The sequence below is a fragment of the Micromonospora sp. NPDC000089 genome (assembly GCF_042899365.1).
GTDB lineage: Bacteria > Actinomycetota > Actinomycetes > Mycobacteriales > Micromonosporaceae > Micromonospora.
Window position 1 is genome coordinate 414,405 of sequence record NZ_JBIAZT010000002.1, and the last position, 22,925, is coordinate 437,329.

Annotated in this window: 23 protein-coding genes; 6 read left to right on the forward strand and 17 right to left on the reverse strand. The window is 76.7% G+C overall.

Annotated features, from left to right (window positions below; genetic code table 11):
* Positions 1 to 51: 51 nt before the first annotated feature.
* Both ACFY3U_RS05355 and pknB read right to left on the reverse strand, forming a co-directional pair.
* Positions 52 to 921, reverse strand: coding sequence for a deoxyribonuclease IV (locus ACFY3U_RS05355; protein ID WP_387195969.1), 870 nt, complete (start codon positions 919 to 921; stop codon positions 52 to 54).
* Positions 918 to 2,891, reverse strand: a complete 1,974-nt coding sequence (gene pknB / locus ACFY3U_RS05360) for a Stk1 family PASTA domain-containing Ser/Thr kinase (RefSeq protein ID WP_387195221.1) — start codon at positions 2,889 to 2,891, stop codon at positions 918 to 920. The genes ACFY3U_RS05355 and pknB overlap by 4 nt, the downstream gene beginning before the upstream one ends.
* Positions 2,892 to 3,033: 142 nt before the next feature.
* On the opposite strand from pknB, the gene ACFY3U_RS05365 reads away from it, so the two are divergent.
* On the forward strand, positions 3,034 to 3,432 hold the full coding sequence (locus ACFY3U_RS05365) for an Rv2175c family DNA-binding protein (RefSeq protein WP_387195224.1): 399 nt from the start codon (positions 3,034 to 3,036) through the stop codon (positions 3,430 to 3,432).
* Here ACFY3U_RS05365 and ACFY3U_RS05370 read toward each other — a convergent pair.
* The 6 genes from ACFY3U_RS05370 to ACFY3U_RS05395 form a co-directional block, all read right to left on the reverse strand.
* A complete protein-coding gene (locus tag ACFY3U_RS05370; protein ID WP_387195227.1) occupies positions 3,429 to 4,034 on the reverse strand; it encodes a DNA-binding response regulator in 606 nt (201 codons plus the stop codon). The two genes, ACFY3U_RS05365 and ACFY3U_RS05370, sit on opposite strands and share 4 nt — an antisense overlap.
* Entirely contained in the window at positions 4,031 to 5,137 is a 1,107-nt protein-coding gene (locus ACFY3U_RS05375) for a sensor histidine kinase (protein ID WP_387195230.1), read from the reverse strand. The genes ACFY3U_RS05370 and ACFY3U_RS05375 overlap by 4 nt, the downstream gene beginning before the upstream one ends.
* Positions 5,138 to 5,157: 20 nt before the next feature.
* The gene (locus ACFY3U_RS05380; protein WP_387195233.1) at positions 5,158 to 5,886 is read right to left on the reverse strand and encodes an ABC transporter permease; all 729 of its coding nucleotides are present in this window, start codon (positions 5,884 to 5,886) and stop codon (positions 5,158 to 5,160) included.
* Complete coding sequence (locus tag ACFY3U_RS05385; protein WP_387195235.1) at positions 5,886 to 6,611, reverse strand: ABC transporter ATP-binding protein; 726 nt, start codon at positions 6,609 to 6,611, stop codon at positions 5,886 to 5,888. The genes ACFY3U_RS05380 and ACFY3U_RS05385 overlap by 1 nt, the downstream gene beginning before the upstream one ends.
* A 109-nt stretch (positions 6,612 to 6,720) precedes the next feature.
* Complete coding sequence (locus ACFY3U_RS05390) at positions 6,721 to 7,803, reverse strand: polyprenyl synthetase family protein (protein WP_387195237.1); 1,083 nt, start codon at positions 7,801 to 7,803, stop codon at positions 6,721 to 6,723.
* Between the two features lie 20 nt (positions 7,804 to 7,823).
* Positions 7,824 to 9,194, reverse strand: a complete 1,371-nt coding sequence (locus tag ACFY3U_RS05395; RefSeq protein WP_387195240.1) for a transcriptional regulator — start codon at positions 9,192 to 9,194, stop codon at positions 7,824 to 7,826.
* 247 nt (positions 9,195 to 9,441) lie between these two features.
* Here ACFY3U_RS05395 and metF point away from each other — a divergent pair, with 247 nt between their 5' ends.
* Together metF and ACFY3U_RS05405 are read left to right on the forward strand one after the other, a co-directional pair.
* Positions 9,442 to 10,359: a methylenetetrahydrofolate reductase [NAD(P)H] gene (gene metF, locus ACFY3U_RS05400; RefSeq protein ID WP_387195243.1), complete on the forward strand. Its 918-nt coding sequence runs from the start codon at positions 9,442 to 9,444 to the stop codon at positions 10,357 to 10,359.
* A gap of 44 nt (positions 10,360 to 10,403) precedes the next feature.
* Positions 10,404 to 11,093 (forward strand): CDP-alcohol phosphatidyltransferase family protein, encoded by a 690-nt coding sequence (locus tag ACFY3U_RS05405; protein ID WP_387195246.1) that lies wholly within the window; start codon positions 10,404 to 10,406, stop codon positions 11,091 to 11,093.
* 54 nt (positions 11,094 to 11,147) lie between these two features.
* Here the strand turns inward: ACFY3U_RS05405 and ACFY3U_RS05410 are convergent, their stop codons facing one another.
* The 9 genes from ACFY3U_RS05410 to ACFY3U_RS05450 form a co-directional block, all read right to left on the reverse strand.
* Positions 11,148 to 12,632, reverse strand: coding sequence for a phytoene desaturase family protein (locus ACFY3U_RS05410; protein WP_387195249.1), 1,485 nt, complete (start codon positions 12,630 to 12,632; stop codon positions 11,148 to 11,150).
* A gap of 8 nt (positions 12,633 to 12,640) precedes the next feature.
* Positions 12,641 to 13,768 carry a glycosyltransferase gene (locus ACFY3U_RS05415; RefSeq protein WP_387195252.1) on the reverse strand — a complete coding sequence of 376 codons (1,128 nt, stop codon included), beginning with the start codon at positions 13,766 to 13,768 and terminating at the stop codon, positions 12,641 to 12,643.
* Positions 13,765 to 14,577: a carotenoid biosynthesis protein gene (locus ACFY3U_RS05420; protein ID WP_387195255.1), complete on the reverse strand. Its 813-nt coding sequence runs from the start codon at positions 14,575 to 14,577 to the stop codon at positions 13,765 to 13,767. The genes ACFY3U_RS05415 and ACFY3U_RS05420 overlap by 4 nt, the downstream gene beginning before the upstream one ends.
* Positions 14,574 to 15,143, reverse strand: coding sequence for a GNAT family N-acetyltransferase (locus tag ACFY3U_RS05425; RefSeq protein WP_387195258.1), 570 nt, complete (start codon positions 15,141 to 15,143; stop codon positions 14,574 to 14,576). Before ACFY3U_RS05425 ends, ACFY3U_RS05420 begins: the two co-directional genes overlap by 4 nt.
* A complete protein-coding gene (locus tag ACFY3U_RS05430; protein WP_387195261.1) occupies positions 15,140 to 15,889 on the reverse strand; it encodes a monooxygenase in 750 nt (249 codons plus the stop codon). Before ACFY3U_RS05430 ends, ACFY3U_RS05425 begins: the two co-directional genes overlap by 4 nt.
* A complete protein-coding gene (locus tag ACFY3U_RS05435; RefSeq protein ID WP_387195264.1) occupies positions 15,886 to 16,374 on the reverse strand; it encodes a YbaK/EbsC family protein in 489 nt (162 codons plus the stop codon). The genes ACFY3U_RS05430 and ACFY3U_RS05435 overlap by 4 nt, the downstream gene beginning before the upstream one ends.
* Positions 16,375 to 16,556: 182 nt before the next feature.
* Positions 16,557 to 17,390 (reverse strand): FAD:protein FMN transferase, encoded by an 834-nt coding sequence (locus ACFY3U_RS05440; protein ID WP_387195267.1) that lies wholly within the window; start codon positions 17,388 to 17,390, stop codon positions 16,557 to 16,559.
* The gene (locus ACFY3U_RS05445; protein ID WP_387195270.1) at positions 17,387 to 17,929 is read right to left on the reverse strand and encodes an FMN-binding protein; all 543 of its coding nucleotides are present in this window, start codon (positions 17,927 to 17,929) and stop codon (positions 17,387 to 17,389) included. Before ACFY3U_RS05445 ends, ACFY3U_RS05440 begins: the two co-directional genes overlap by 4 nt.
* 20 nt (positions 17,930 to 17,949) lie before the next feature.
* Positions 17,950 to 19,347, reverse strand: coding sequence for a ferric reductase-like transmembrane domain-containing protein (locus ACFY3U_RS05450; protein WP_387195273.1), 1,398 nt, complete (start codon positions 19,345 to 19,347; stop codon positions 17,950 to 17,952).
* A 523-nt stretch (positions 19,348 to 19,870) separates the two neighbouring features.
* Here ACFY3U_RS05450 and ACFY3U_RS05455 point away from each other — a divergent pair.
* From ACFY3U_RS05455 to ACFY3U_RS05465, 3 genes are all read left to right on the forward strand, one after another.
* Positions 19,871 to 20,320, forward strand: coding sequence for an SAV_6107 family HEPN domain-containing protein (locus ACFY3U_RS05455; protein WP_387195276.1), 450 nt, complete (start codon positions 19,871 to 19,873; stop codon positions 20,318 to 20,320).
* Between the two features lie 108 nt (positions 20,321 to 20,428).
* A complete protein-coding gene (locus tag ACFY3U_RS05460; RefSeq protein ID WP_387195279.1) occupies positions 20,429 to 21,148 on the forward strand; it encodes a hypothetical protein in 720 nt (239 codons plus the stop codon).
* Positions 21,145 to 22,785: a DNA polymerase Y family protein gene (locus ACFY3U_RS05465; protein WP_387195282.1), complete on the forward strand. Its 1,641-nt coding sequence runs from the start codon at positions 21,145 to 21,147 to the stop codon at positions 22,783 to 22,785. Before ACFY3U_RS05460 ends, ACFY3U_RS05465 begins: the two co-directional genes overlap by 4 nt.
* Positions 22,786 to 22,925 lie beyond the last annotated feature (140 nt).

The window sequence follows — 22,925 nt, forward strand, 5'->3', positions numbered from 1 at the left end:
GAACTTCTTGGTCGACACAGGGGTGGGCCGAGGCCCCGGGCGGGGGTGGGATCAGCCGTGGAGGCGGTTGAGGGTGGCGATGTCGGCGGCGTGGCCCGCGTGCTGCTCGGAGGGGGTCTCCACCACGATCGGGACGCCCGCGGTGGCGGGGTGCGTCATCAGCTCGGCGAACGCGGGCTCGCCGATGCTGCCCTTGCCGATGTTCTCGTGCCGGTCCCGGGTGGAACCGCACAGGTCCTTCGAGTCGTTCGCGTGCACCAGGCGCAGCCTGTCCGCCCCGATGGTGGCCACCAGCGTGTCCAGCGTCGCGGTCATGCCGCCCTCGGCGGCCAGGTCGTGGCCGGCCGCCCAGGCGTGGCAGGTGTCGAAGCAGACCCCCAGCGCCGGGTGCCGGTCCACCGCGTCGAGGTACGGGCCGAGCTGCTCGACCCGGGAGGCCAGCGACCGGCCCCCGCCCGCGCTCGGCTCGACCAGCAACATCGGCCCGCCCGCCGCGAGCGTCTCGTCCAGCAGCGGCAGCAGCGCCTCGCGTACCTGCCGGAGGGCCGCGTCGGCGTGCCCCGCGTCGACCGCGCTGCCGGCGTGGAACACCACGCCGCGAGCGCCGATCTCCCGACCCCGGCGCAGCCCGTGCGCGAGGGTCGCGGCGGACCGCTCGACCGTCGCCGCGGTGGGGGAGCCCAGGTTGACCAGCAGCGAGGCGTGGATGAAGACCGGCACCTCCCGCTCGGCGCAACCGTCCCGGAACAGCACGTCCTGGCGTGGGTCACCGGCGGGCAACGCCCAGCCGCGGGAGTTCGACACGTAGACCTGCACCACCCGCGAGCCGGTCGCGTCGAGGTACGGCAGCGCCGCCTTCGCCAGCCCGCCCGCCGTCCGGGTGTGCGAGCCGACCGGCCGGACGACCGCCGGCGCGATCACAGGCACCCCAGCGTCACCGGGGTGGCCGGCGGCACCTGCGAGTTCTCGCCCGGGTTCTGGAACCGGACGACGCCGTTCGGGTTGAACTGCACGGTCACCGGGAAGCCCAGCGCCTGCAACTGCTGCTGGGCCTGCGGGCAGGGCAGGTCGATCACCCGGGGCACCACCACGCCGGGCGGCCCCTTGCTGAGGTCCAGCTTGACCTGGGCGCCCTTCTCCACCCCGGCGCCGTCGGCCGGGCTCTGGCCAAGCACCTCGTCCTTGGGCTTGTCGGAGTCCTTGTACGTCTCCACCGGCTGCAGCCCGAGCTGCGCCAGCGCCGCCCGCGCCTCGTTGACGTTCTTGCCGACCAGGCTCGGCACCGAGATCGGCGCCCGCCCCTTGCTGAGCACGACGGTGACCCTGGTGCCGGGCCGCGCCTGGGTGCCGGCCTTCGGACTGGTCTCCACCACCACGCCGGTGGGCAGGGTGTCGTCGTAGCGGGGCGCGCCCTTGACCACCACCAGCTTCGCGCCGGTCAGGTCCGCCTCGGCCAGGTCGAACTCCTTGCCCACCACGTCCGGCACCGGGAAACGCTCGGGGCCGAGCGACAGGGTGAGGGTGATGGTGCCGCCCTTGACGATCCGCGCCGCCGACGGCGGGTCCTGGGCGACCACGTTGTCGCGGGGGACCTTCTCGTCGTACCGCGGCTCGGCGAAGTCGAGCACGAAGCCGGCCCGGTCGGCCTGCGTCTGTGCCTGCTCCTTGCTCAGGCTGACCAGCTCCGGGGCGACCGTGTAGCGGCCCACCCCGACCCACCAGCCGCCCACCGCCGCGAGCAGGCCGAGCACCACCACCGCCGCGGCCAGCGACAGTCGGCCCCGGGGGGTGCCCAGCACCCGGTCCCGCAGCGCGGCCAGGCCGGCCGGCCCGCCATCCGCGCCGGCCCGCCGGCGGCGGGCCGGCTGCGGCTGCCCCTCCGGAAGCCGCGCCCACGCCGGGCGCTCGGCCGGGCTGACCGCCGCCACCGCCATGGTGGGCTGCGCCACCGGCTGGTCGGTGACCCGGCCCAGCACGGCGGTGTGCGCGTTCGGGTTGCCCAGCTCCTCCCGGGCCGCCTGCACCTCGGCGAGCAGGGCGCCGGCGTCGACCGGCCGGGCGCCCGGATCGCGCCGGGTGGCCCGGCGGACCAGCTCGTCGACCGCCCGGGGCAGGCCGGGCACCAGGGTCGACGGGGCCGGTACGTCCCGGTCGACGTGCTGCCAGGCGACGTCCACCGGCCGGTCACCGTCGTACGGGACGCGGCCGGTGAGCATCTCGAACAGCACGATCCCGGCCGAGTAGACGTCGGTGCGCGGATCCGCCCGGCCGTCGGTGACCAGCTCCGGCGCCACGTACGCCACGGTGGCCATCAGCTGGTTGCCGTCGGCGTCCTCGGCGCTCGCCTCGACCGCCCGGGCCAACCCGAAGTCGGCCACCTTGACCACGCTGTCGACCAGGTTGGCCACCCCGCCGGTGGGCGCCTCGGCGACCAGCACGTTCTCCGGCTTGACGTCCCGGTGGACCAGGCCGGCCCGGTGCGCGGCGCCGATCGCGGCGAGCATCTGCTCCATGATCGCGAGCGCCTCGTCCGGGTTGAGCCGGCGGCGCTCGGCCAGCACGTCCCGCAGCGTGCGGCCGCGGACGTACTCCATCACCAGGTACGGCAGGCCGTCGTGGGTGCCCTGGTCGTAGACGGCGACCACGTTGGGGTGGGTCAACCGGGCGATGGTCTTCGCCTCGTCGGTGAACCGCGCCACGAAGCCGGCCATCCGGGCCCGCGCCTCGGGTGCCTGGGTCGGGTGAATGATCTTGACCGCCACGGTGCGCTCCAGGCGCTCGTCGGTGGCGGTGTACACGGTCGCCATGCCGCCACGGGCGACGCGCCCGCGAATGCGGTAGCGCCCGTCGAGCAGCGAGCCCAGCAACGTGTCGGCGACCTGTGTGTCCATCGGCAGGCAGTCTATGTGTCCGGAGGGTGAAGGCTGCACAGGATGCTACAGGCGGGGTGCGATCCGCGGGTTCCCGCCGCGCTCACGCAGGCCACCGGGGGTGCCGCCGCACCCGTTCGGGCGGACGTGGCAGGGTGGTCGGGTGACCGATTCCTTCGCCGACCAGGCTCCCGGCACCGATCCCGCCGTCGCCCCCGCCGGCCCGGCCGACCCGGCCGCCTGGCTCACCCTGCCCGAGGTGGCCGAGCGGCTCGACGTGTCGATCAGCAAGGTGCACCAGATGATCCGCGACCGCGAGCTGCTCGCCGTGCGCCGCGACGGCGTCCGCCGGATCCCGGCCGACCTGGTGGCCAACAAGATCGTGCTCAAGCACCTGCCCGGCGTGCTGACCCTGCTCACCGACGCGGGTTACGACGACGAGGCGGCGCTGCGCTGGCTCTACCAGCCCGACGACACCCTCTCCGGTGGCACCCCGGCCCGTACCCTCGGCGGCGACCACGCCCGCGAGGTCAAGCGCCGCGCCCAGGCCCTCGGCTTCTAGATCCAGCCCTGGGACCGGGCCCGGTGCGCCGCCTCGATGCGGTTACGGGTGCCGGTCTTGCCGATCGCGGACGACAGGTAGTTGCGGACGGTGCTCTCGGACAGGTGCAGGCGGGCGGCGATGTCGGCCACCGTGGCGCCGTCCGTACCGGCCGCGAGCACGGTGCGCTCGCGGTCGGTGAGCGGGTTGGGGCCGGCCGACAACGCCGCCGCGGCGAGGGCCGGGTCGATCACCCGCTCACCGGTGAGGACGCGGCGGACGGCCACCGCCAGATCCTCGACCGGGCCGTCCTTGACCAGGAAGCCGGCTGCTCCCGCCTCCATGGCCCGGCGCAGGTAGCCGGGCCGGCCGAACGTGGTGAGGATCAGCACCCGGCATCCGGGTAGTCGGTCCCGCAGCTCGGCGGCCGTGTCGAGACCGCTGCCGTCGGGCAGCTCGATGTCGAGCAGGGCGACGTCGGGGTGGCTACGCAGGGCGGCGGCGAGCGCCTCGGCTGCGGTGCCCGCCTCGGCCACCACCTCGAAGTCGGGCTCCAGGTTCAGCAGCAGGGCCAGCGCGCCGCGCATCATGCCCTGGTCCTCGGCGAGCAGCAGCCGGATCATGCCGCCACCGGGGCCGGAAGGCGGGCGGTCAGCTCGAGGCCACCGCCGGGTGCCGGGCCGACCCCGAGGCAGCCGCCGGCCTGCTCCAGCCGTTCGGCGAGGCCGCGCAGGCCGTTGCCGGGTGCGGGACGACCGCCGACACCGTTGTCCCGGACGGTCAGCACGGCTCCCGCCGGGTCGCTGGTGACCGTGATCTCGCAGCGGGTAGCACCGCTGTGCCGCAGCACGTTGGTCACCCCCTCCCGCAGCACCCAGCGGAAGGCGTCGTCGGCCTCGACGCTCAGCGGACGTTCGTCGTCGCGCACGGTGACCGTGATGCCGACGTCGGCGAGGACGACGCGGGCGTTCGTCAGCTCCCGGCCGAATCCGTGATCGCGGTACCCGGTGACGGCCTCGCGCACCTCGGCGAGCGCGGTGCGACCGATCCGCTCGATGTCGGCCGCCTCCGCCGCCGCCCGGGCCGGTTCCGCCGCGGCGAGGCGGCGCGCCACCTCCGCCTTAACGACGATCAACGAGAGCGTGTGACCGAGCAGATCGTGCAGGTCCTGGGCGAAGCGCAGCCGTTCCCGCTCGACGACCGTCCGGGCCAACTCCTGCTGGGTGCGGCGGAGTTCCTCGACGAGGCGGGCCATCCGGACGAAGGCGATGGTCGACACGCCGGCGAGTGCCGTGATCAGGGCGGTGGGGGTGATGTCCCCGGCCGGCAGCCGATGCGCGGCGCCGATCACCAGGACGGCGACGGCGCTGGCGCCGGTCCAGGCGAACGCCTGAGCGGGGCGGGTCAACCCGACCGCACCGGCGGAGCACACGTACAGCAGGACGGTCAGCCAGCCGTCCGACGCCCCGGCGTAGGCGGCCGCGAGCGTCACCCCGAGCAGGGCGTGCAGGGCCAGACCCACGTGGTGCAGCGTCGGCGAGACCGGTAGGTCAGCGACGGGCACCGCTACCAGCGTCAGGTACAGCAGCACGAAGACGGCCAGCCCGGCTGCGGCCACCGGCTCCCGCGCCGCCGCACGGGCGGCCGGCAGCAGCAGCCACAGCCAGGCGGTGTGCGCCGCCACCAGCAGGAACCCGCGCCGCCGCCTGCTCCGGTCACCGGACATGGTCGCCACCGTATCGACCGTCAGCGTCGCGCCGTGGACCGCCGGTAGGCCCAGGTCGCGAGCGCGGCCAAGAGCGCGGTCCAGGCCGCCAGCACGGCCAGCCCGGCGATGCTCGGTGGTTGCCCGGCGGCGGAGCGCCAGCCCAGTTCGGCGTACCGGTAGGTCGGCAGACCGTGGGCAAGCTCGCGCAGCGTCTCCGGGAAGTACGCGGCGGGTGCCAGCAGGCCGCCTAGCACCGACAGGACGAGGAAGACCAGGAAGTTGACCGGCACGGCGAGCTGCGGGGCCAGGGCATATCCGATGGCGAGGCCGAGCAGGGCGAACGGCACGGTACCGGCCCACATCAGCAGCAGCAGCGCGATCCATCGGCCGGCCGACAACTGGACGTGGTGCTGGACCGAGGCGGCGACACCTACGGCGAGCACCGGCGGGACCGCGGTGAGGCTGCCGACCAGCGCCTTCGCGGCCACCACCCGGGCGGGTGGCAGGGGGGTCACCCGGAGTTGGTGCAGCCAGCCGACCGCGCGCTCCTGCGACACCGCCGAGCCGACCATGAGCACACCCGCCACCGCACCGTAGGCGGCCAGACCGATCATGACCGCGACCGGCGCGGGGAGACCTTCCAGGCGGTCACCGGCGGACCACCCCGAGAAGACCAGGTACGTCGCGACGGGTCCGATGATCGAGAAGAACATCAGCCGCGGGTCGCGGACGAGCCGGCGCAGTTCGAATCGCAGGTAGGGGCGCATCAGTGCTCCATCTCGGTGGTCAGGGCGAGGAAGGCCTTGTCGAGGGAGACCCCGTCCCGCACGCCGGCCCGGGCGCGGATCTGCGCGGGCGTCCCGTCGGCCACCACGCGACCGGCGGTGAGCACCACGATCCGGTCGGCGTACTCGTCCGCCTCGTGCAGCTGGTGGGTGCTGAACAGGACGGTCCGGCCGCCGGCCGCGTACTCGCGGATCGTGGTCCAGAACGTCTGCCGGGCGGCGACGTCCAGAGCGGCGGCCGGCTCGTCGAGCACCAGCAGCTCGGGGCCGCCGGCCAGGGCGAACGCGAACCGGGCCCGCTGTGCCTCGCCGCCGGAGAGTCGGTCGAGCCGCCGGCCGGCGAGGCCGGTGAGCCGCGCGACCGTGAGGATCCGGTCGGTGTCCAGTGGGCGCGGGTAGAGCGCCCGGGCCAGCGCGATCACGTCGCGGACGGTGGCGCCGGGAACGAAGGCGCCCTCCTGCAGCATCGCGCCGACCCGGCCGGCGCGCACCGCCTCGGCGGGGGCGCCGCCGAACAGCGCCACCGCACCGGTGTCGGGCCGGGCCAGGCCGAGCAGCAGCGAGATCGCGGTGGTCTTGCCGGCGCCGTTGGGTCCGAGCAGGGCCACCACGCTGCCCCGCTCGATGGTCAGGTCGAGGTCGTCGACGGCCCGTACGGATCCGAACCGCCGGCTGACCCGGGTGAGACGTACCGCGCTGTCATCCATGCCGACGACGCTATGGGCGCGCCCGTCCGGCGGGCAGAGCCGCGAATACCCGGTGCGCCGGGACAAATGTCCTGGGCCGGGCTCGGGCGGCAGCTCCTCGGTGCGGCGGTCAGTCGGTGCGCCGGGTGGCGGCGATGGCCAGGTCGACCAGGGCCTGACGGGCCTCGGTGTCCAGGTCGACGGCGGAGAGCGCGGCCAGGGCGGCATCGGTGAGGGTGACGATGCGCTGCTCGGTCCGGGCCAGCGCGCCACAGCCGCTGATCAGCTCCCGCAGCCGGGCCACCCCGGCCTGGTCCAAGTCCGGGTCGCCCAGTCCGCCCAGCAGCAGCTCCCGGCCGGCGTCGTCGGTCGCCTCGACGGTCGCCGCGACCAGGTAGGTGCGCTTGCCCTCGCGCAGGTCGTCGCCGGCCGGCTTGCCGGTCTGCGCCGGGTCGCCGAAGACCCCCAGCACGTCGTCCCGGAGCTGGAACGCCTCGCCCAGCGGCAGCCCGTACGCCGAGTACGCCGTCCGGACGTCGGCCGGCGCGTCGGCGAGCGCGGCGCCGAGCAGCAGCGGACGCTCCACCGTGTACTTCGCCGACTTGTAGCGGGCCACCTTCCCGGCCCGCTCCATGGAGACGTCCCCGGTGGCCTGGGTCAGCACGTCGAGGTACTGCCCGACGGTGACCTCGGCGCGCATCTCGTCGAAGACCGGCCGGGCCCGGGCCACCGTGCGCGGGTCGAGCCCGGCCGAGTGCAGCAGCTCGTCCGACCAGACCAGGCACAGGTCGCCGAGCAGCAGCGCGGCGGCGTCGCCGAATCCGTCCGGGTCGCCGACCCAGCCGGCGGCCCGGTGCCGGGCGGCGAATCGCCGGTGCACCGCCGGCTCGCCGCGCCGGGTGTCGGACCGGTCCATCAGGTCGTCGTGGATCAGGGCGCTGGCCTGCACGAACTCCAGCGCCGCCAGGGCGGTCACCACCTGGTCGGCGTCCACCCCGCCGGCGCCCCGGAACCCCCAGTACGCGAAGGCCGGGCGCAGCCGCTTGCCGCCACCGAGCACGAACGCCTCGATCGCCTCGGCGACCGGCGCCAGCGCGTCGTCGACGCCGGCCATCCAGGTGCGTTGGTTGGCCAGGAACTCGGCCAGCGCCTTGTCGACCCGCTGACGCAGGCCGGCGCGGTCGACGGGGGAGACGGGGGCAGCGTGGGTCACGCCCCGACGCTAGCCGGTCGTCACCTGCCGCGTCCCACCACCTGGTCGGCGCGTCGCTCGGGGCCGGCGGTCCCGGCCCGCGTCGGCCGGCCGCGTGTGCCCGGCCCGGGCGGCAGGAACGGGCGCGCGTCGGCGCGCAGCGCGGCGTAGCGGCGTACCGCCGGCTCGGTGCGGTGGGCGGCCAGCCGCCGGTCCAGCCCGGCCAGCGACGCGGTGGCCCGGGTGGAGCCGGCGCGGACCGCGTCCAGCAGCGCCTCCTCGGCCACCGCGCAGGCCTGCTCCACCTCGCCCAGCTGGAGCAGCGCACGGGCCAGCCAGCCGCCGTAGATCGCCGCCCGGCGCGGCCGGCCGCGCTCCGCGCCGGCGTGCAGCAGCGGCACCGCCGGGCCGGGCCGGCCCAGCGCGACCAGGGCGCGACCGGTCATCGCGGCCAGCTCCGCCTCGTCCAGCCAGTACAGCCAGGGCGGCTCGGCGCCCGCCGCGACGGCGTTCCCGCCGCGGGCCGCGTCGAGGGCCCGCCGGCCGGCCGCCGGCCGCCCGTCGAGCGCGGTGGCCAGCGCCACCCGGTGCCGCAGCAGCGCCCGTAGGCCCGGGCTGGCCGCCCGGCGTGCGCCCAGCTGGCCGGCGCGGGCCAGCAGCAACGCGCCCTCCGCGTCGCCCGCCTCGGCCAGCAGGTGGCTGGCCGAGGCCAGCACGTACCCGGCGAACGCCCGGTCGCCGGCGGTGGCGGCGGCCCGCAGCCCGAGGCGGTACGCGTCCAGCGCGCCGGCGCGGTCACCCGCGTCGGCGCGCAGCCAGCCGGTCAGCTGGGCGGTCTCGGCCAGCACGGGCAGCAGCCGGCGCCGCCGCGCCGGGCCCGCGCCGGCCAGCGCCCGGGCCGTCCGGCGCAGCCCGCCCGCCGCGGCCGGGACGAGGTCGGCCCCGCCGGTCAGGTCGTCGAGGCGGCGCAGCCGGGCCAGCGCCGCGGCGTCCGGCGGGCCGGCGGCCGCCGGCTCCTCGGCCGGCTCCGCGGCGGTCGGGTCCGGCCGGGCGGCGGCGGGCGCGCCCGGCAGCGGCGCGCCCGGGTCGGCCGACCAGCGCTGCGCCAGGGCCAGCAGCGCGGCCCGGGAGCGCGCGCCCCCGGGCCAGCGCGGCGCGTCCGGGGGTCGGCTGCGGGCTGCCGCCTGGGCGAGCAGCTCGGCCGGCACGCCGAGCACCGGGGCGAGTCGGGCCAGCCAGCGCCCACCCGGCAGCCGGGCCTGCCGCTCCCAGCGGGACACCTCGTGCCGGGTGAGGGTCGGCACGCCGGCCGCGGCGCAGAGCTCGGCGGCGAGCCGCTGCTGGCTCCAGCCACGGGCCAGCCGCGCCTGGGCGATCAGCGGCCCGAGCAGGTGGGGGTCGGGCGGGGTCATCGGTCCTCCGGTCGGGGAGTCGACGCGACGTCGACCGTCCGGCCGGACGGGACGGCGCGCCGCTGAAGCGGTGCTGACCCCCGCGCGTGCCCCCGGGCGCCGGCCCAGGACCGGCGCCACCGCGCGAACCATTCCTACCCCGGGGGTACGACGAGACGGCGCACCCGGCCGGGGCGTCTCTGACGGATCTCGATCGCCCGATGGGAACCTCGTGGGTCCGGCGCGGCCCGCCCGCTAGAGTCGGGGAGTGGCGCTCGGTCTTCCCTCCGTCCTCCCCAATCCGCAGCCGGCGATCGGGGAGCTGATCCGCGACCGTCAGCCGACGTTCTCGTTCGAGTTCTTCCCGCCCAAGACGCCGGAGGGCGAGCGGCTGCTCTGGCAGTCGATCCGCGAGCTGGAGTCGCTGCGGCCCTCGTTCGTCTCGATCACCTACGGCGCCGGCGGGTCGACCCGGGACACCACGGTCGCGGTGACCGAGCGGATCGCCACCGAGACCACCCTGCTGCCGATGGCGCACCTGACCGCCGTCAACCACTCGGTCGCCGAGCTGCGCAACGTGATCGGCCGGCTGGCCGGCGTCGGCGTGCGCAACGTGCTGGCGGTGCGGGGCGACCCGCCGGGCGACCCGGGTGGCGAGTGGGTCCGGCACCCCGAGGGCGTGGGGTACGCGGAGGACCTGGTCCGGCTGGTGCGGGATGCCGGCGACTTCAGCGTCGGGGTGGCCGCCTTCCCGTACAAGCACCCCCGCTCGTCCGACGTCGAGAGCGACACGGCGTACTTCGTCCGCAAGTGCCGGGCCGGCGCCGAGTTCGCGATCACCCAGATGTTCTTCGACGCCGACGACTACCTGCGGCTGCGCGACCGGGTGGCGGCCGCCGGCTGCCGGACGCCGATCCTGGCCGGGGTGATGCCGGTCACCCATTTCGGCACCATCGAGCGATCGGTGCAGCTGTCCGGCGCGCCGTTCCCGCGGGCGCTGGCCGAGCGCTTCGAACGGATCGCCGACGACCCCGAGGCGGTCCGCCGGCTCGGCGTGGAGCAGGCCAGCGAGATGTGCGCGAAGCTGCTCGCCGAGGGGGTGCCGGGCATCCACTTCATCACCTTGAACCGCTCGACCGCCACCCGCGAGGTGTGGCGCAGCCTGCGGGCCGACGTACGCGGGTGAACGCGCCGAACCCGACACCCGAACCACCCCGGGACGGTTGACCGATGGTGGGCACTCAGCTGAAGTGGGACGACTACGCGACCGCCTGGGCGCGGCTGCACGGCGGCTTCGACCCCCGGGTCGCCGCGCCGGTGGTCCGCGCCTGGCTGCGGTTCGCGTACCACGTGGGGTACGTCCTCGGCCGGCTCCGGGTCACCCCGACCGCGGTCACCGTGGCCGGGGTGCTGCTCTGCTTCTGCGTACCGCTGTTCGCCGTCCGGTCGCCGACCGGGCCGATCGTCGGGGCGCTGTTCGTGCTGCTCGCCTCGGTGGCCGACAGCGTGGACGGCGCGGTCGCGGTGGCCACCAGCCGCACCACCCGGCTCGGCTACGTCTACGACTCGGCCGCCGACCGGCTCGGTGAGATCGCCTGGCTGCTCGCGTTCTGGCTGGTCGGCGCGCCCGGCGCGCTGGTCGTCGCCGGTGGCGCGCTGTCCTGGCTGCACGAGTACGTCCGGGCCCGCGCGGTCGCCGCCGGCATGCGGGAGATCGGCGCGGTGACCGTGGGGGAGCGGCCCACCCGGGTCTGCGTGGCCCTGGTGGGGCTGCTGCTGGCCGGGCTGACCGCGCTGATCGACCCCGACCTGGCCGCCGGCACCGTCACCATGGCCACCGCCGTCTGGGTCCTGCTGGCCGGCTTCGGCCTCGGCCAGTTGCTCTCCACCGTCCGCCGCGCCCTGATCGACGCCGGCTGACCGGTCAGCACCCGCCGGCCCTGGAGGCTCCCGGGGGCGTGGTGCCCCCGCGCGTCACCAGGCCGGGCCGATCTCCTCGGCGACGATCTGCGCGGAGAGGGTCACCATCGGCAGGCCGCCGCCGGGGTGGCTGGAGCCGCCGACCAGCCACAACCCCTCGACCGGGCCGCGGTTCGCCGGCCGGAGCAGCCCACCGGCGGTGCCGTAGATCGTCCCGCCGGGCGCGCCGGTCGCGGTGTCCAGGTCGGCCGGGGTACGGATCTCCCGGAACACCAGCCGGTCCCGGACGTCCACGCCCCGCTCGGCGAGCACGTCCAGGATCCGGTCGGCGTACGCCTGCGCCAGCCCTGGCCGGCGCCAGTCCACCGCGCCGGTGGCGGTGCCCTGGCGGGCGGCGTTGACCAGCACGAACCACGACTCGTGGCCGGCCGGGCGGACCGCCGGGTCGTCGGCGACCGTGACGAACACGGTCGGATCCGCCGCCGGCCGGGCCGGTACGCCCCGACCCGGGTCGCCGAAGACCGCGTCGAACTCGGCGTCGTAGTCACGGGGGAAGAAGACGTTGTGGTGGGCCAGCCCGCTGTCGCCGCGCACCCCGAGCAGCAGCACGAAGCCGGCCAGGCTGCGGTCGGTCAGCGTGGCCAGCCGGCCCGGGTGGGGCAGCAGGTCGCGGTAGACGGTGAGCGCGTCCACGTTGGCCACCACCACGTCGGCCGGGACCGGGGCGGCGACGCCGGCCAGGCGTACCCCGTGCACCCGGCCGCCCGCGGCGTCGATCCGGGTGACCGTGCTGTCGGTGCGGATCACCACGCCGAGGTCCAGGCAGCGTGACAGCAGCGCGTCGGCCAGCGTGCCCAGCCCGCCGCGCAGGTACCAGCCGCCGAAGGCCAGCTCCGCGTACGGCACCGCGACCAGCGCGGCGGGGGCCCGGCGCGGGTCGGCGCCGGTGTAGGTGGCGTACCGGTCGAGCAGCATCCGCAGCCGCGGGTCGGACAGGTGGCCGCGGCCCAGCCCGCGCAGGGTGCGGCCCGGCGCGATGGCGGCCAGGTCGCCCAGCCGCCAGGCCAGGCCGGCCAGGTCCCGGGGCGAGCCGACGGCGCGGCGCAGGATGTCCCGGTGCGAGGCGGCCCAGACCCGCTCGGCCCGGCGCCACAGCCGGCGCCAGTCGGCGGCGGACCGGTCGCCCAGGGCGGCGCCGATCCGGGCGGCGAACTCGTCCGGGTCGGCGCAGGAGTCCAGGGTCCGCCCGCCGGGGAAGACGTGCCGGACGATCGGGTCCAGCGACACCAGGTCGAGGTACTCGTCCAGCTTGGCGCCGGTCGCCTCGAACAGGTCGTGGAAGACCTCGGGCAGGGTGAGCAGGCTGGGGCCGGTGTCGAAGTGGAACGACCCGTCCGGGGTGTGGTGGGCGTACCGGCCGAGCTTGCCGCCGACGGCGTCGGCCCGTTCCAGGACGGTGACCTGGTGCCCGGTGACGGCCAGCCGGGCCGCGGTGGCCAGCCCGCCCACCCCGGCGCCGATGACCACGATGCGCGCCATGCCGCCCCCTAGCTGACCGGGCGGCCCCGCCAGGACAGTCGGCGCCGCTTCCGCAGATGGTACGACCGCAGGGTCAGCCAACCGAGGACCACGACCGACACGGGGTGTGCCAGCGCGTCGGGCCAGGCCCGGCCGCCGGTCGCCCGGGCGCTGACCACCCGCCCGGCGACCCCCGCCGCGTACCCGGCCAGGGCGAGCCCGGCGAGGCTCCAGGCCCCCGCGGCCAGTGCCCCGAGCGCGATCAGCGGGGGCGCGGTGTAGAGCGCCAGCAGCAGGGTGACCACGGTCGCGGCGGCCGCCGGGTGGCCGAACGAGGCCCACAGCGACTTCGAGTAGCCGTCGCGCAGCTGCGGCCAGTCGTCGTACATCCGGCAGGCGGCCAGCCGGGAGCCGTCGGCCAGGGCGATCCGGCCGCCGGCGCGCTTGACCGCCCGGGCCAGCTCGATGTCCTCCAGCACCTTGTCGGCCACCGCGGCGTGCCCGCCGGCCCGGTCGTAGCCGGCCCGGTCCACCACCAGGAACTGCCCGCCGGCCGCGGCCAGCGACGGCCGCGCCGAGCGCTCCATCGCGCGCAGCGGCAGGAAGGTCAGCCACAACCACTGCAGCAGCGGTTGGACCAGCCGGTCGGCCGCCGTCCGCACCAGGATCCGGGGGTACGGCGACAGCAGCGTCGCCCCGGCCGCGCGCAGCTCGGCCACCGCCGCCGCGACCGCGTACGGGGTGAGCACCACGTCGGCGTCCACGAAGGCGAGCACGGTGGCGGCCGGGTCGGCGCGGGTGGCCAGCTGGTGGCAGGCGTGCGGCTTGCCCAGCCAGCCCGGCGGCGGGGCGACCCCGGTGAGCAGGGTGACCCGCGGGTCGTCACCGACGACCGCGCGCACCACGTCGGCGGTGCCGTCGGTCGAGCCGTCGTCGAGCACCACGATCCGCAGCCGCGGTACCCCGCGCTGGGCCAGCAACGCGCGCAGGCAGGGGGTGACCCGGGCGGCCTCGTCGCGCAGCGGCAGCAGCACCGCGACCGGCTGGCCGACCTCGACCGGGTCGCCGGTCGGGCGGCGCAGCCAGCGGCCCGCGTTGACCAGCGTGTGCCCGGTCAGCGCGGCCACCACGACGGTCAGGGCGAGGACGGCGGTCATGCGGTGGCGTCGACGTCCACGCCGGGTCGCCGGTCCCGGGCCGGCTCGACCCGCCCGCGGGCACGCCACAGCGTCACGGCCAGCGGCACCGCCGCGACCGACATGCCGACCGCGCCCCAGACCGCCGAGGCGGGCAGGCCCAGGAAGACCGCGTGCGCCAGCACGCTGGAGAAGTACGTCCACAGGTAGAGCGCGAACATCGGCGCGTCCCGCCCGTCGGTGTGCCCGACGGGCGGCCCGGCCAGCGGCCGCAGCGCGCTCATCAGCAGCACCGCGAACAGCGCCCAACCCAGGTAGTTGCTGACCGGGATGCCGGGCAGCCCGGGCAGGGCCGGAGTGGCGTCCCGCCAGATCCAGTACCCCTCGGCGACCATCTGCGGGTCGAGGAAGAGGTCCCAGGTGGCCAGGCCGAGCGTGGCCAGCGCGATCCGACCGGCCGTCGAGCCGGTGAGCCGGACCGCGGCCAGCCAGGCCGGCCAGGCCATCCAGGTCCAGGCGAGCGGGATGATCAGCGGCACCCCGGCCAGCTTCGGGCCCAGCTCGCCGGAGTAGTCGTAGCTGCCGAACGGGAAGCCGGTGGCCACCCCGAGCGCCTCGATGGCGAACCCGCCGCCGGTGGCGACCGCGACCAGCGCCGCCGCCGTCCGCGGGCCCCGGCTCAGCAGCGCGTGCCCCACCGAGAGCAGGTAGCCCAGCACCACCGTGGCGACGGTCAGCCGGGCCCGGGTGTCGCCGGTGGTGAGCGGGTAGCAGATCTGGGCGAGGACCAGGACGGCCAGCAGCGCCCAGCAGAACCGTCGCCGGGTCACGACGCGGCGGGGTCGGCCGGGGCGGGCGGGGTCAGCGGCAGGTCCCGGCCGAGCACGCCGAACGGGCGCTCGTCGCCGGGGAAGTGGAAGTGCCGCAGCACGTCGGTGAAGCCGAACCGGCGGTAGAGCCGCCAGGCCCGGGACGTCTGCTCGTCGGCCTCCGGGGTGGACAGCAGGGTGGTGCTGCCCTCGGCGAGGCTGAGCAGCGCCCGCAGCTGCCGGGCGCCCACGCCGTGCCCCTGGGCGGGCGGCCGGACGTGCAGCTCGACCACCTCGAAGCAGTCGGTCAGCCAGCGCCGCCGGTCGTCCGGGTGCAGGGCGCGGAAGACCTGGTCGTGCCACCACTGCCCGGGGGCGCCGAGGTAGCCGTACCCGAAGCCGGCCAGGTGGCCCTCGGTCGTGAGGCTGGCGACCGCCCGGAACCCGGGCCGGCGCACGTGGGTGGCGATGTAGCCGCGCCGGGCCAGCAACAGGTCGGTACGGTAGCCCATCGCCTCCCCGTAGACGGCGACCACGTCGTCCAGCCGCCGGACGAGGTCGTCCGACGTCCAGCGCACCAACCTCATGGATGTCCCTTCACCGTTGCCGGGTCGCCGTCGGCGACCCATCCGAGCACCGTCCGGTCGCCGACCACCCCGCGCACCTCGAACCGCGCGAAGAGCTCCTCCGCGTACCACCCCTCGGTGGGGGTACGGGCGATCGCGGCGCGGTGCTCGGGGTGACGGTACGCGAACGCCACCAGGGCAGCGGGATCGCGCCACACGCTGACCGTGCCCTGCCAGCCCAGCGGGGCCTCGCCCACGCCGAACCGGGCGAGCAGCCCCGGCGCCTCGTGCAGCGCGGCGGCCACCGGTGGGATCGCCTTCCAGAAGGTCGCCGCCCGGCGGGGGCGGAGCCGGGCCCGGGTCAGCGCCAGCACCGGCCCGTCGACCCGGCCGCCCGGCGGGTCGCCGAACGGGCGTCGGCCGGACCACTCGCCCCGGCTGGACACCGGGCGCAGGTCGACCCGGACCGCGGCGCGGGCGATCCGGGCCCAGGCCCGGCCGACCGGGCCGGAGTCGAAGCGTGCCGCGGCGGCGGGGGAGTCCCACACGGTCAGCGCCGCCCACCGGGTCAGGTCGGCGTCGCCGGGCCCGAAGCCGGTGCCGGTCCCGGTGCCGAGCAGCTTGCCGAACCGCACGCCGGGGGTCGCCCGCAACCGGCGCGGGTCCAGTGCCATCCGGGTCAGCGCCCGGGGCAGCGCGGCCCGGGGAACCCGCCAGACGTGCAGGGTCACCAGCTCGGGTACGGCCGGGCCGATGCGCTCGCTCACGCCACCTCGGCCGGCGTGCCCGCGGTGATCCGCAGCAGGTCGGCGTACGTGCTGGGGAAGACCGCCCGGGGCACCCCGCCGGCGGCCCAGACCTCGGCGTACCCCCGCAGGGCTGTGTCGACCAGGGTGCGCAGCGGGCGCGGGTGGCCGACCGGCGCGACCCCGCCGATCACCTGGCCGGTGTGTTCGCGGACGAACTCGGGGGTGGCCCGGCGCAGGTGGGTCACCCCGAGCCGGGCGGCCAGCTCGGCGATGTCCACCCGGTGGGCGCCGGAGGTGAGCACCAGCAGCGGCGCGTCGTCGGCGGCGAAGATCAGCGAGTTGGCGATGGCGCCGACCTCGACGCCGAGCGCCTCGGCGGCCGCGGCGGCGGTGTGCACCGCCTCGGGCAGCAGGCGGACCCGGCTGGGCAGGCCGGAGCCGTCCCGGGCGTCCGTCGCGTCGAGCGCCGCCTGCACCGCCTGCACGTTCGGGTGAACCTCCATGCCCCCATTCTTCCCCACCCCCACCCCGCCCGCGCCGCCCCGCCCCCACGCCGCCCGCCCGCACGCTGCCCGCCCGCCGCGCGCCGCCCGCCCCCGCCCCGCCCCGCGCCCCCGCCCCGCCCCCCACCTCGTCGATCTAGGAGTTGTTGTCGTGATTGGAGATCGACTGGCAGCACTTGGCCCTAGATCGACGCGGGAGAGGAGGTGGGGGAGGGGGCGGTGGGGGTGGGCCAGGTGGGGGTGGTGTGGAGGTGGCCGGCGGTGTCGAGGAGGAGGGCGGCGTAGCCCTCCAGGGTGGCCAGCCAGGCCAGGGCGTCCGGGCCGGCGGCCATCGCGGCGGTGGCGTACACGTCGGCCCAGAGCAACTCCGGGCCGACCACGGTGACCGAGCGGAGCGCGGTCGCCGGCCGGCCGGTACGCGGGTCGACGATGTGCGCGCCGCGCCGGGCGGTGCCGGAGGTGGCGACCGCGCCGTCCCGCCGCTTGAGGACGTCCAGCAGGCGCCCGGGGCGGTCCGGGTCCTCGACGCCCACCCGCCACGCCGGCCGGCCCGGCGCGGTCCGCAACAGCACGTCCCCGCCGGCGTTGAGGCAGAGGTCGTGCCCGGGCAGGTCGGTCAGCAGGCGCGCGGCCCGCTCCACCGCCCAGCCCTTGACCAGGCCGGACGGGTCGAAGCCGGCGCCCCCGGTGGGCAGCGGCAACCGCCGGGCGTCGAACCGGCCACCGGTGCGCAGCCGGGCCCGCTCGCACAGCTCGACCACCTCGCGCACCGCCGGGCCGGCGGTGGCCGGGTCGGGCACCCGGCCGGCCAGCCGCCCGATCTCGCTCTCCGGGCGGTACGTGCTGAACGTGTCGTCGACCGCGCGCAGCTCGGCGAAGAGCCGCTGCACCCGTTCGGCGACGGCGTCGGTGTGCACGGCCGGCCCGCGCAGGTGCACGCTGACCGGCAGCCCCATCACCTGCACCACCCAGGCCCGCCGGTCCAGGTCCCGGGCCGGGATCGTCGGCGCGCTCATCGCAGGTGCGCCGCGTCGATGGCCGCCTGCAGCGACTCGCGGTAGCCGTCGCTGGTCACGGTCGCGCCGGAGACGGTGTCGATCTGAGCGCTCTGCGCGGCGATCGCCTCCTGCCGCAGGACCGGCACCGCGTAGTCGTTGATCTCCTGGTCCCGGCGGTTGCCGTCCGGCACCTGGAGCACGCTGACCTCGGTGATCTTCCCGCCCGAGGTGCTGATCCGGACCTGCACCGGCCCCCACCGCGTCTGCGCCACCGACCCGTCGTAGCTGCCGTTCCCGCCGGACGTGCCGGACCCGCTGGACGTACCGCTCCCGCTGGAGGTGCCGGAGCCGTCGGACGTGCCGGAGCCGGCGGTGCTGCCGTCGTCGGTCGTACCCCCTCCGGTGGCGTTCCCGGCGGCCGGGCCGGCGCCCGCGTCGCCCCCGCCGGTGGCGACGGCGCTGGTCTCCCCGCCGACGCCCATGGTGCTGGTCTTGTAGCTGAACAGCAGGACCAGGGCCGCCACGGTGGACAGCAGCCAGATGGTGATCCGTCGCACGGATCCTCCCTTCGCGCCTGTCACCAGGCGAAGCGTTCGTGATGGGTGTGGGCCTCGGGCACCCCGGCGGCCCGGGTCGCGGCCCGCGCCGCGTCGATCCAGCCGTCCGGGCCGCAGAGGTAGACGTCGTGGTGGGCGATGTCGGGGGAGAGCCGGCGCAGCGCCTCCGCGTCGGACAGGCCCTCGGCGTACGCCGGCAGCCAGGCCGGTCGCCTGGCGCGCGGCCCGACCAGCAGGTGGACCAGCACGCCGCGTTCGGCCGCCAGCCGGTCCAGCTCCGCGCCGAAGGCCAGCTCCTCGTGGGTACGCGCGCGGTAGAGCAGCACCGCGTGGCCCGGCGCGTACGGCAGCTCCCAGAGCAGCGCGAGCAGCGGGGTGATGCCGACGCCGCAGGCCAGCAGGGTGATCCCGCCGCCGCGCCAGTGCTGGCCGGTCATCCGCCCGTACGGGCCCTCCAGCAGCACCCGGGTGCCGGGGCGCAGGGTGGCCACCCGGGCGCTGTCGTCGCCGAGCTCCTTGACGGTGATCCGCATCAGGTCACCGGACGGCGGTGCGGAGAGCGAGTACGGGTGCGCCCGGGTCCAGCCGGGGCCGTCCAGGAACCGCCAGCCGAAGAACTGACCGGCCCGTACCGGCAGCCGGTCCAGGTGGCGCCCGCGCAGCCAGACCGAGGTGACGCCGCTGGCCTCGGGGACCACCGCGGCCACCTCGACCCGGTGCCGCAGCGAGCGCCAGACCGGCACGCCGAGCCGGAAGACCAGCACGCTGCCCAGCGTCACCAGGTACGCCGTCCACCAGTACGCCCGGGCGGCGGCCGACTCGACAAAGTCGGCGCCGGTCCAGAGCTGGTGCGGCAGCGCCAGCCCGACGCCCAGGTACGCGTACAGGTGCAGCAGGTGCCAGGACTCGTAGCGCAGCCGTCGCCGGGCGGCCCGGATCGAGGTGACCACGACCAGCACCAGCAGGGCCAGCGCGGCGGTGGCGAGCAGCATTCCGGGGTACTCGGTGACCAGCGTCCAGGTCTCGGTCAGCACGTTCTCCCGGCTGGTGCCGGCGTAACCGACGGTGGTCAGCAGCACGTGGGCGAGCAGGAGGTGGAACGAGGTGAAGCCGGCGAGGCGGTGCCAGCGGGCGATCCGGTCCTGGCCGAAGCGCCGTTCGATCAGCGGCACCCGGGCCATCAGCACCACCTGGATGAGCATCAGGTCGGCGCTGAGCAGGCCGGCGAGCCGGCCGGCGGAGGTGAGGCCGGTGGCGAGGCCACCCACCAGCTCCTGCACGCCCCGGTCGGCGGTCCACAGCGCGGTGACGACCAGCAGGCTGAGCACCGCCGCGGCGCCCGCCAGGTCGGCCCACCAGCGGGGCGCGGTGGGCAGCGGCCGGTACGCGGTGCGCCGGTCGAGGACGGTGGCGCTCATCCGAGGCTCGTCTCGGTGGGTCGGTCTGTCATGGGTCCCACCCTGCCGAGGCGACCTCTGGCACGGCTTTGCGGTTGCTGTGCCCGGGCTGGGAATCCGTCCGCCCGCTCCGGCCGGCACGCCGCCGGCCACACGTTGCGTTTTCATCGTAGGCAGGGTGTACTGTCAGAGCAGTTAGAACGAGTGTTCGATTGAATCGTACGCCCGTTCCAAACGCTCCCGGAGGCGGTGTTTCGCGGCGCCGGCTTCCGGGCGGTGCGGTTTCGCGGACCGCACCTGGGTTCCGGGCAGTCGCGAGCCCGGTCCCGTCAAGGCAGGATCGTCGTCCGCCGCCCACCGACCCCCGGGCGGCGGGCGACGAACCCGCCGGTTCGCCGGCCGGGTGTGGTGTGGGGAAGCATCCACATCCGGCCGGCCCCCACACCGGTGCGTCTTCCTCCGCACCACCCGCTCCGGGTGCTCCGCACCGACGGTCCGATCCGTCGCGCGTCGCCCCCGCCCCGGCCACGTGGAGGAGACAGTCATGCCGATCAACCCGGCCCAGGCACCGACGGTGCCGGCGCACGTGCTGCCCCACCGCACCCCGGCCCAGCTCCTCGCGGTGGCCCGGCGCGGGCTCGCCGAGGCCGCCCAGACCCGACCCGACGGCCTGCGCTACGCGGCCGCCCACCTGGCGGCGCTGCGCGCGGCGGCCGCCCTGCTCGCCGCCCGGGCCCGTCCCGCCCCCACCCGGCGCAACCGGATCACCAGCGTCTGGGTCCTGCTCTGCGCCGTCGCCCCCGAGCTCGACGAGTGGTCCCGCTACTTCGCCGCCGGCGCCGGCAAGCGCGCCGCCGCCGAGGCGGGCATACCCCGGGTGGTGACCGCCCGTGAGGCCGACGACCTGCTCCGGGCCGCCGAGCATTTCGTGACCGTGGTCGAGGCCACGCTCGGGCTGGCGCACCAACCCACCCTGGACGGTCTCGCCGCCTGACCCCGGCGCCGCCCGGGTCCCTCGCCGGGCGGCGCCGCCCGGCACGTCCATCCGTTCCCGTCAGCGGGAGCACCTGGTACCAGCGCAACACGACGGGGGGTTGGTCCCATGGCGGGCCGCATGGTGGTCGGGTCCGCCGCACTGGCCGAGCTGGTCCGTCCGGCGAGCGCGCCGGACCCGGCGGGCGGTCACCGGATGCTCCCGGTGGCGCCCGAGCTGACCGGTCTGCTGCCCAACCGGGGCCTGCGCCGGGGCAGCACGATCGCGGTCACCACGGGCCGCTCCCGGCACAGCGGCGGCACCTCGCTGATGCTGGCGCTGCTCGCCGAGGCGTCCCGGGCCGGCTCGTGGTGCGCCGTGGTCGGGGTGCCGACCTTCGGGGCCGGCGCGGCGGCCGAGCTCGGCATCGCGCTGGACCGGCTGGCCCTGGTGCCGAACCCGGGCCCGGAGTGGCCCACCGTCGTCGCCGCGCTGATCGACGGGGTCGACGTGGTGGTGACCGCCGTGCCGCACGCCGTCTCCGCCTCGGTCGCCGACCGGTTGACCGCCCGCGCCCGGCAGCGCGGCTGCGTGCTCGTCCCGTACGGCCGGTGGGACGGCGCGGACGTCACCCTCCAGGTGGTCCGGGGCGTCTGGGAGGGGCTCGGCCAGGGCCGGGGCCGGCTGCGCCGCCGCGAGGTCACCGTGTCGGCGCGCGGGCGCGGCGCGGCCGCCCGGCCGAAGGAGGCCAGGGTCTGGCTGCCCGGCGACGCGCTCACCCGGGTCATCCCGCGCGCCGCGGCGTCCGGTGGGACGCGGCGGGCGTTGACCGTGGTGGGTCCGGCGTGACCGGCGCGCCGGTGCGCACCCTGCTGCTCTGGTGCCCGGACTGGCCGGTCGTCGCGGCGGAGATCGTCGACGGGGTGCCCGCCACCGCGGCGGTCGCCGTGCTGCACGCCAACCGGGTGGTGGCCTGCTCCGAGCGGGCCCGCGCCGAGGGGGTGCGCCGGGGCCTGCGCCGGCGGGAGGCGCAGGGGCGCTGCCCCCAGCTGATCGTGGTCGACCACGATCCGGGGCGGGACGCCCGCGCCTTCGAGCCGGTGGTCGCCGCCGTGGAGGAGGTGGCCGCCGGGTTGGAGGTGGTCCGCCCCGGCGCCTGTGCGCTGGCCGCCCGCGGGCCGGCCCGCTACCTCGGCGGCGAGGAGGCCGCCGCCGAGCGGATCGTCGAGCAGGTGGCCCAGGCCTGCGCGGTGGAGAGCCAGGTCGGGATCGCCGACGGGGTCTTCGCCGCCGGGCTCGCCGCGCGGGACGGTCGGGTCGTGCCCCCCGGCGGGACGCCGGAGTTCCTCGCCGGGCTGCCGGTCGAGGCGATCGGCCGGCCGGCCCTGACCGACCTGCTGCGCCGGCTCGGGGTGCGCACCCTGGGCGACTTCGCCGCACTGCCGCCCGGCGACGTGCTGGCCCGGTTCGGTTTCGACGGGGCGCTCGCCCACCGGCTCGCCGCCGGCCGGGACCACCGGCCGCTGGCCGTCCGGCAGCCCCCGGTGGACCTGGCGGTGACCGCCGACCACGACGAGCCGCTCGACCGGGTCGACGCGGCGGCCTTCGCCGCCCGCGCCCTGGCCGAGCGGCTGCACGACCGGTTGGCCGGGTACGGGCTGGCCTGCACCCGGCTCGGCATCGAGGCGGTCACCGCGCACGGGCAGGAGCTGCACCGGGTCTGGCGGCACGACGGGCTGCTCACCGCCGCCGCCATCGCCGACCGGGTCCGCTGGCAGCTCGACGGGTGGCTCTCCGGCAGCTCCGGCCGGGCCGGCGGCCGTCCGGCCCGGCCGACCGCCGGGATCGTCCGGCTGCGGCTGGTCCCTGACGGGGTGCTCGCCCGCGCGGGCCTGCAGCCCGGCCTCTGGGGGGAGACCGGCGAGGAGCGGGACCGGGCGCACCGGGCGCTCAGCCGGGTGCAGGGCATCCTCGGCCCGGAGGCGGTGGTCACCGCCGTGCTCGGCGGCGGCCGTTCTCCGGCCGACCAGACCCACCTGGTGCCGTGGGGCGACGAGCGGCTGCCCGCCCGCCCCGGCCCGCCTCCGCCACCGGCCGCCCTCGGCGCGTCGGCCGGCCCTGGCACGCCGGGCTCGCCGTCCCCGGGGCGGACCGCGCCCCCGCCCTGGCCGGGGCGGCTGCCACCGCCCGCGCCGGCGGTGGTGCTGCCCAGCCCGCTGCCCGCCGCGGTGCACGACGCCACCGGCGAGCCGGTCGTGGTGACCGCGCGGCTCGCGGTGAGCGCCCCACCGGCCCGGCTGACCGTCGGCACGGGCCGCCCGGCAGAGATCGTCGGGTGGGTGGGCCCGTGGCCGGTGGACGAGCGATGGTGGGCGCCGGCCGAGGCCCGGCGCCGGGCCCGGTTCCAGGTCAGCCTGGCCGACGGTGCCGCCCTGCTGCTGGCGGTGGAGGGCGGCCACTGGCTGGTGGAGGCGATCTATGACTGAGCGACGGACCAGGCCGTCGCTCCGCGGCCGGGCAGGTGGTGGTCGGTCCGATGCGGGTCGGACCTGCTGGCCGGGACCGTCGGTGGCGCACCCGGCCGCGGCCGGCGTCGTGGAGACACCTCCCCGGATGAGCGGTATGA

Excerpts from the sequence above, each read along its gene's own strand:
- pknB (WP_387195221.1), bottom strand. The coding sequence starts at position 2,891 with ATGGACACACAGGTCGCCGACACGTTGCTGGGCTCGCTGCTCGACGGG.
- ACFY3U_RS05370 (WP_387195227.1), bottom strand. The coding sequence starts at position 4,034 with ATGATCCGGCTGCTGCTCGCCGAGGACCAGGGCATGATGCGCGGCGCG.
- ACFY3U_RS05375 (WP_387195230.1), bottom strand. The coding sequence starts at position 5,137 with ATGTCCGGTGACCGGAGCAGGCGGCGGCGCGGGTTCCTGCTGGTGGCG.
- ACFY3U_RS05380 (WP_387195233.1), bottom strand. The coding sequence starts at position 5,886 with ATGCGCCCCTACCTGCGATTCGAACTGCGCCGGCTCGTCCGCGACCCG.
- ACFY3U_RS05385 (WP_387195235.1), bottom strand. The coding sequence starts at position 6,611 with ATGGATGACAGCGCGGTACGTCTCACCCGGGTCAGCCGGCGGTTCGGA.
- ACFY3U_RS05395 (WP_387195240.1), bottom strand. The coding sequence starts at position 9,194 with ATGACCCCGCCCGACCCCCACCTGCTCGGGCCGCTGATCGCCCAGGCG.
- ACFY3U_RS05405 (WP_387195246.1), top strand. The coding sequence starts at position 10,404 with ATGGTGGGCACTCAGCTGAAGTGGGACGACTACGCGACCGCCTGGGCG.
- ACFY3U_RS05410 (WP_387195249.1), bottom strand. The coding sequence starts at position 12,632 with ATGGCGCGCATCGTGGTCATCGGCGCCGGGGTGGGCGGGCTGGCCACC.
- ACFY3U_RS05415 (WP_387195252.1), bottom strand. The coding sequence starts at position 13,768 with ATGACCGCCGTCCTCGCCCTGACCGTCGTGGTGGCCGCGCTGACCGGG.
- ACFY3U_RS05425 (WP_387195258.1), bottom strand. The coding sequence starts at position 15,143 with ATGAGGTTGGTGCGCTGGACGTCGGACGACCTCGTCCGGCGGCTGGAC.
- ACFY3U_RS05435 (WP_387195264.1), bottom strand. The coding sequence starts at position 16,374 with ATGGAGGTTCACCCGAACGTGCAGGCGGTGCAGGCGGCGCTCGACGCG.
- ACFY3U_RS05440 (WP_387195267.1), bottom strand. The coding sequence starts at position 17,390 with ATGAGCGCGCCGACGATCCCGGCCCGGGACCTGGACCGGCGGGCCTGG.
- ACFY3U_RS05450 (WP_387195273.1), bottom strand. The coding sequence starts at position 19,347 with ATGAGCGCCACCGTCCTCGACCGGCGCACCGCGTACCGGCCGCTGCCC.
- ACFY3U_RS05455 (WP_387195276.1), top strand. The coding sequence starts at position 19,871 with ATGCCGATCAACCCGGCCCAGGCACCGACGGTGCCGGCGCACGTGCTG.
- ACFY3U_RS05460 (WP_387195279.1), top strand. The coding sequence starts at position 20,429 with ATGGCGGGCCGCATGGTGGTCGGGTCCGCCGCACTGGCCGAGCTGGTC.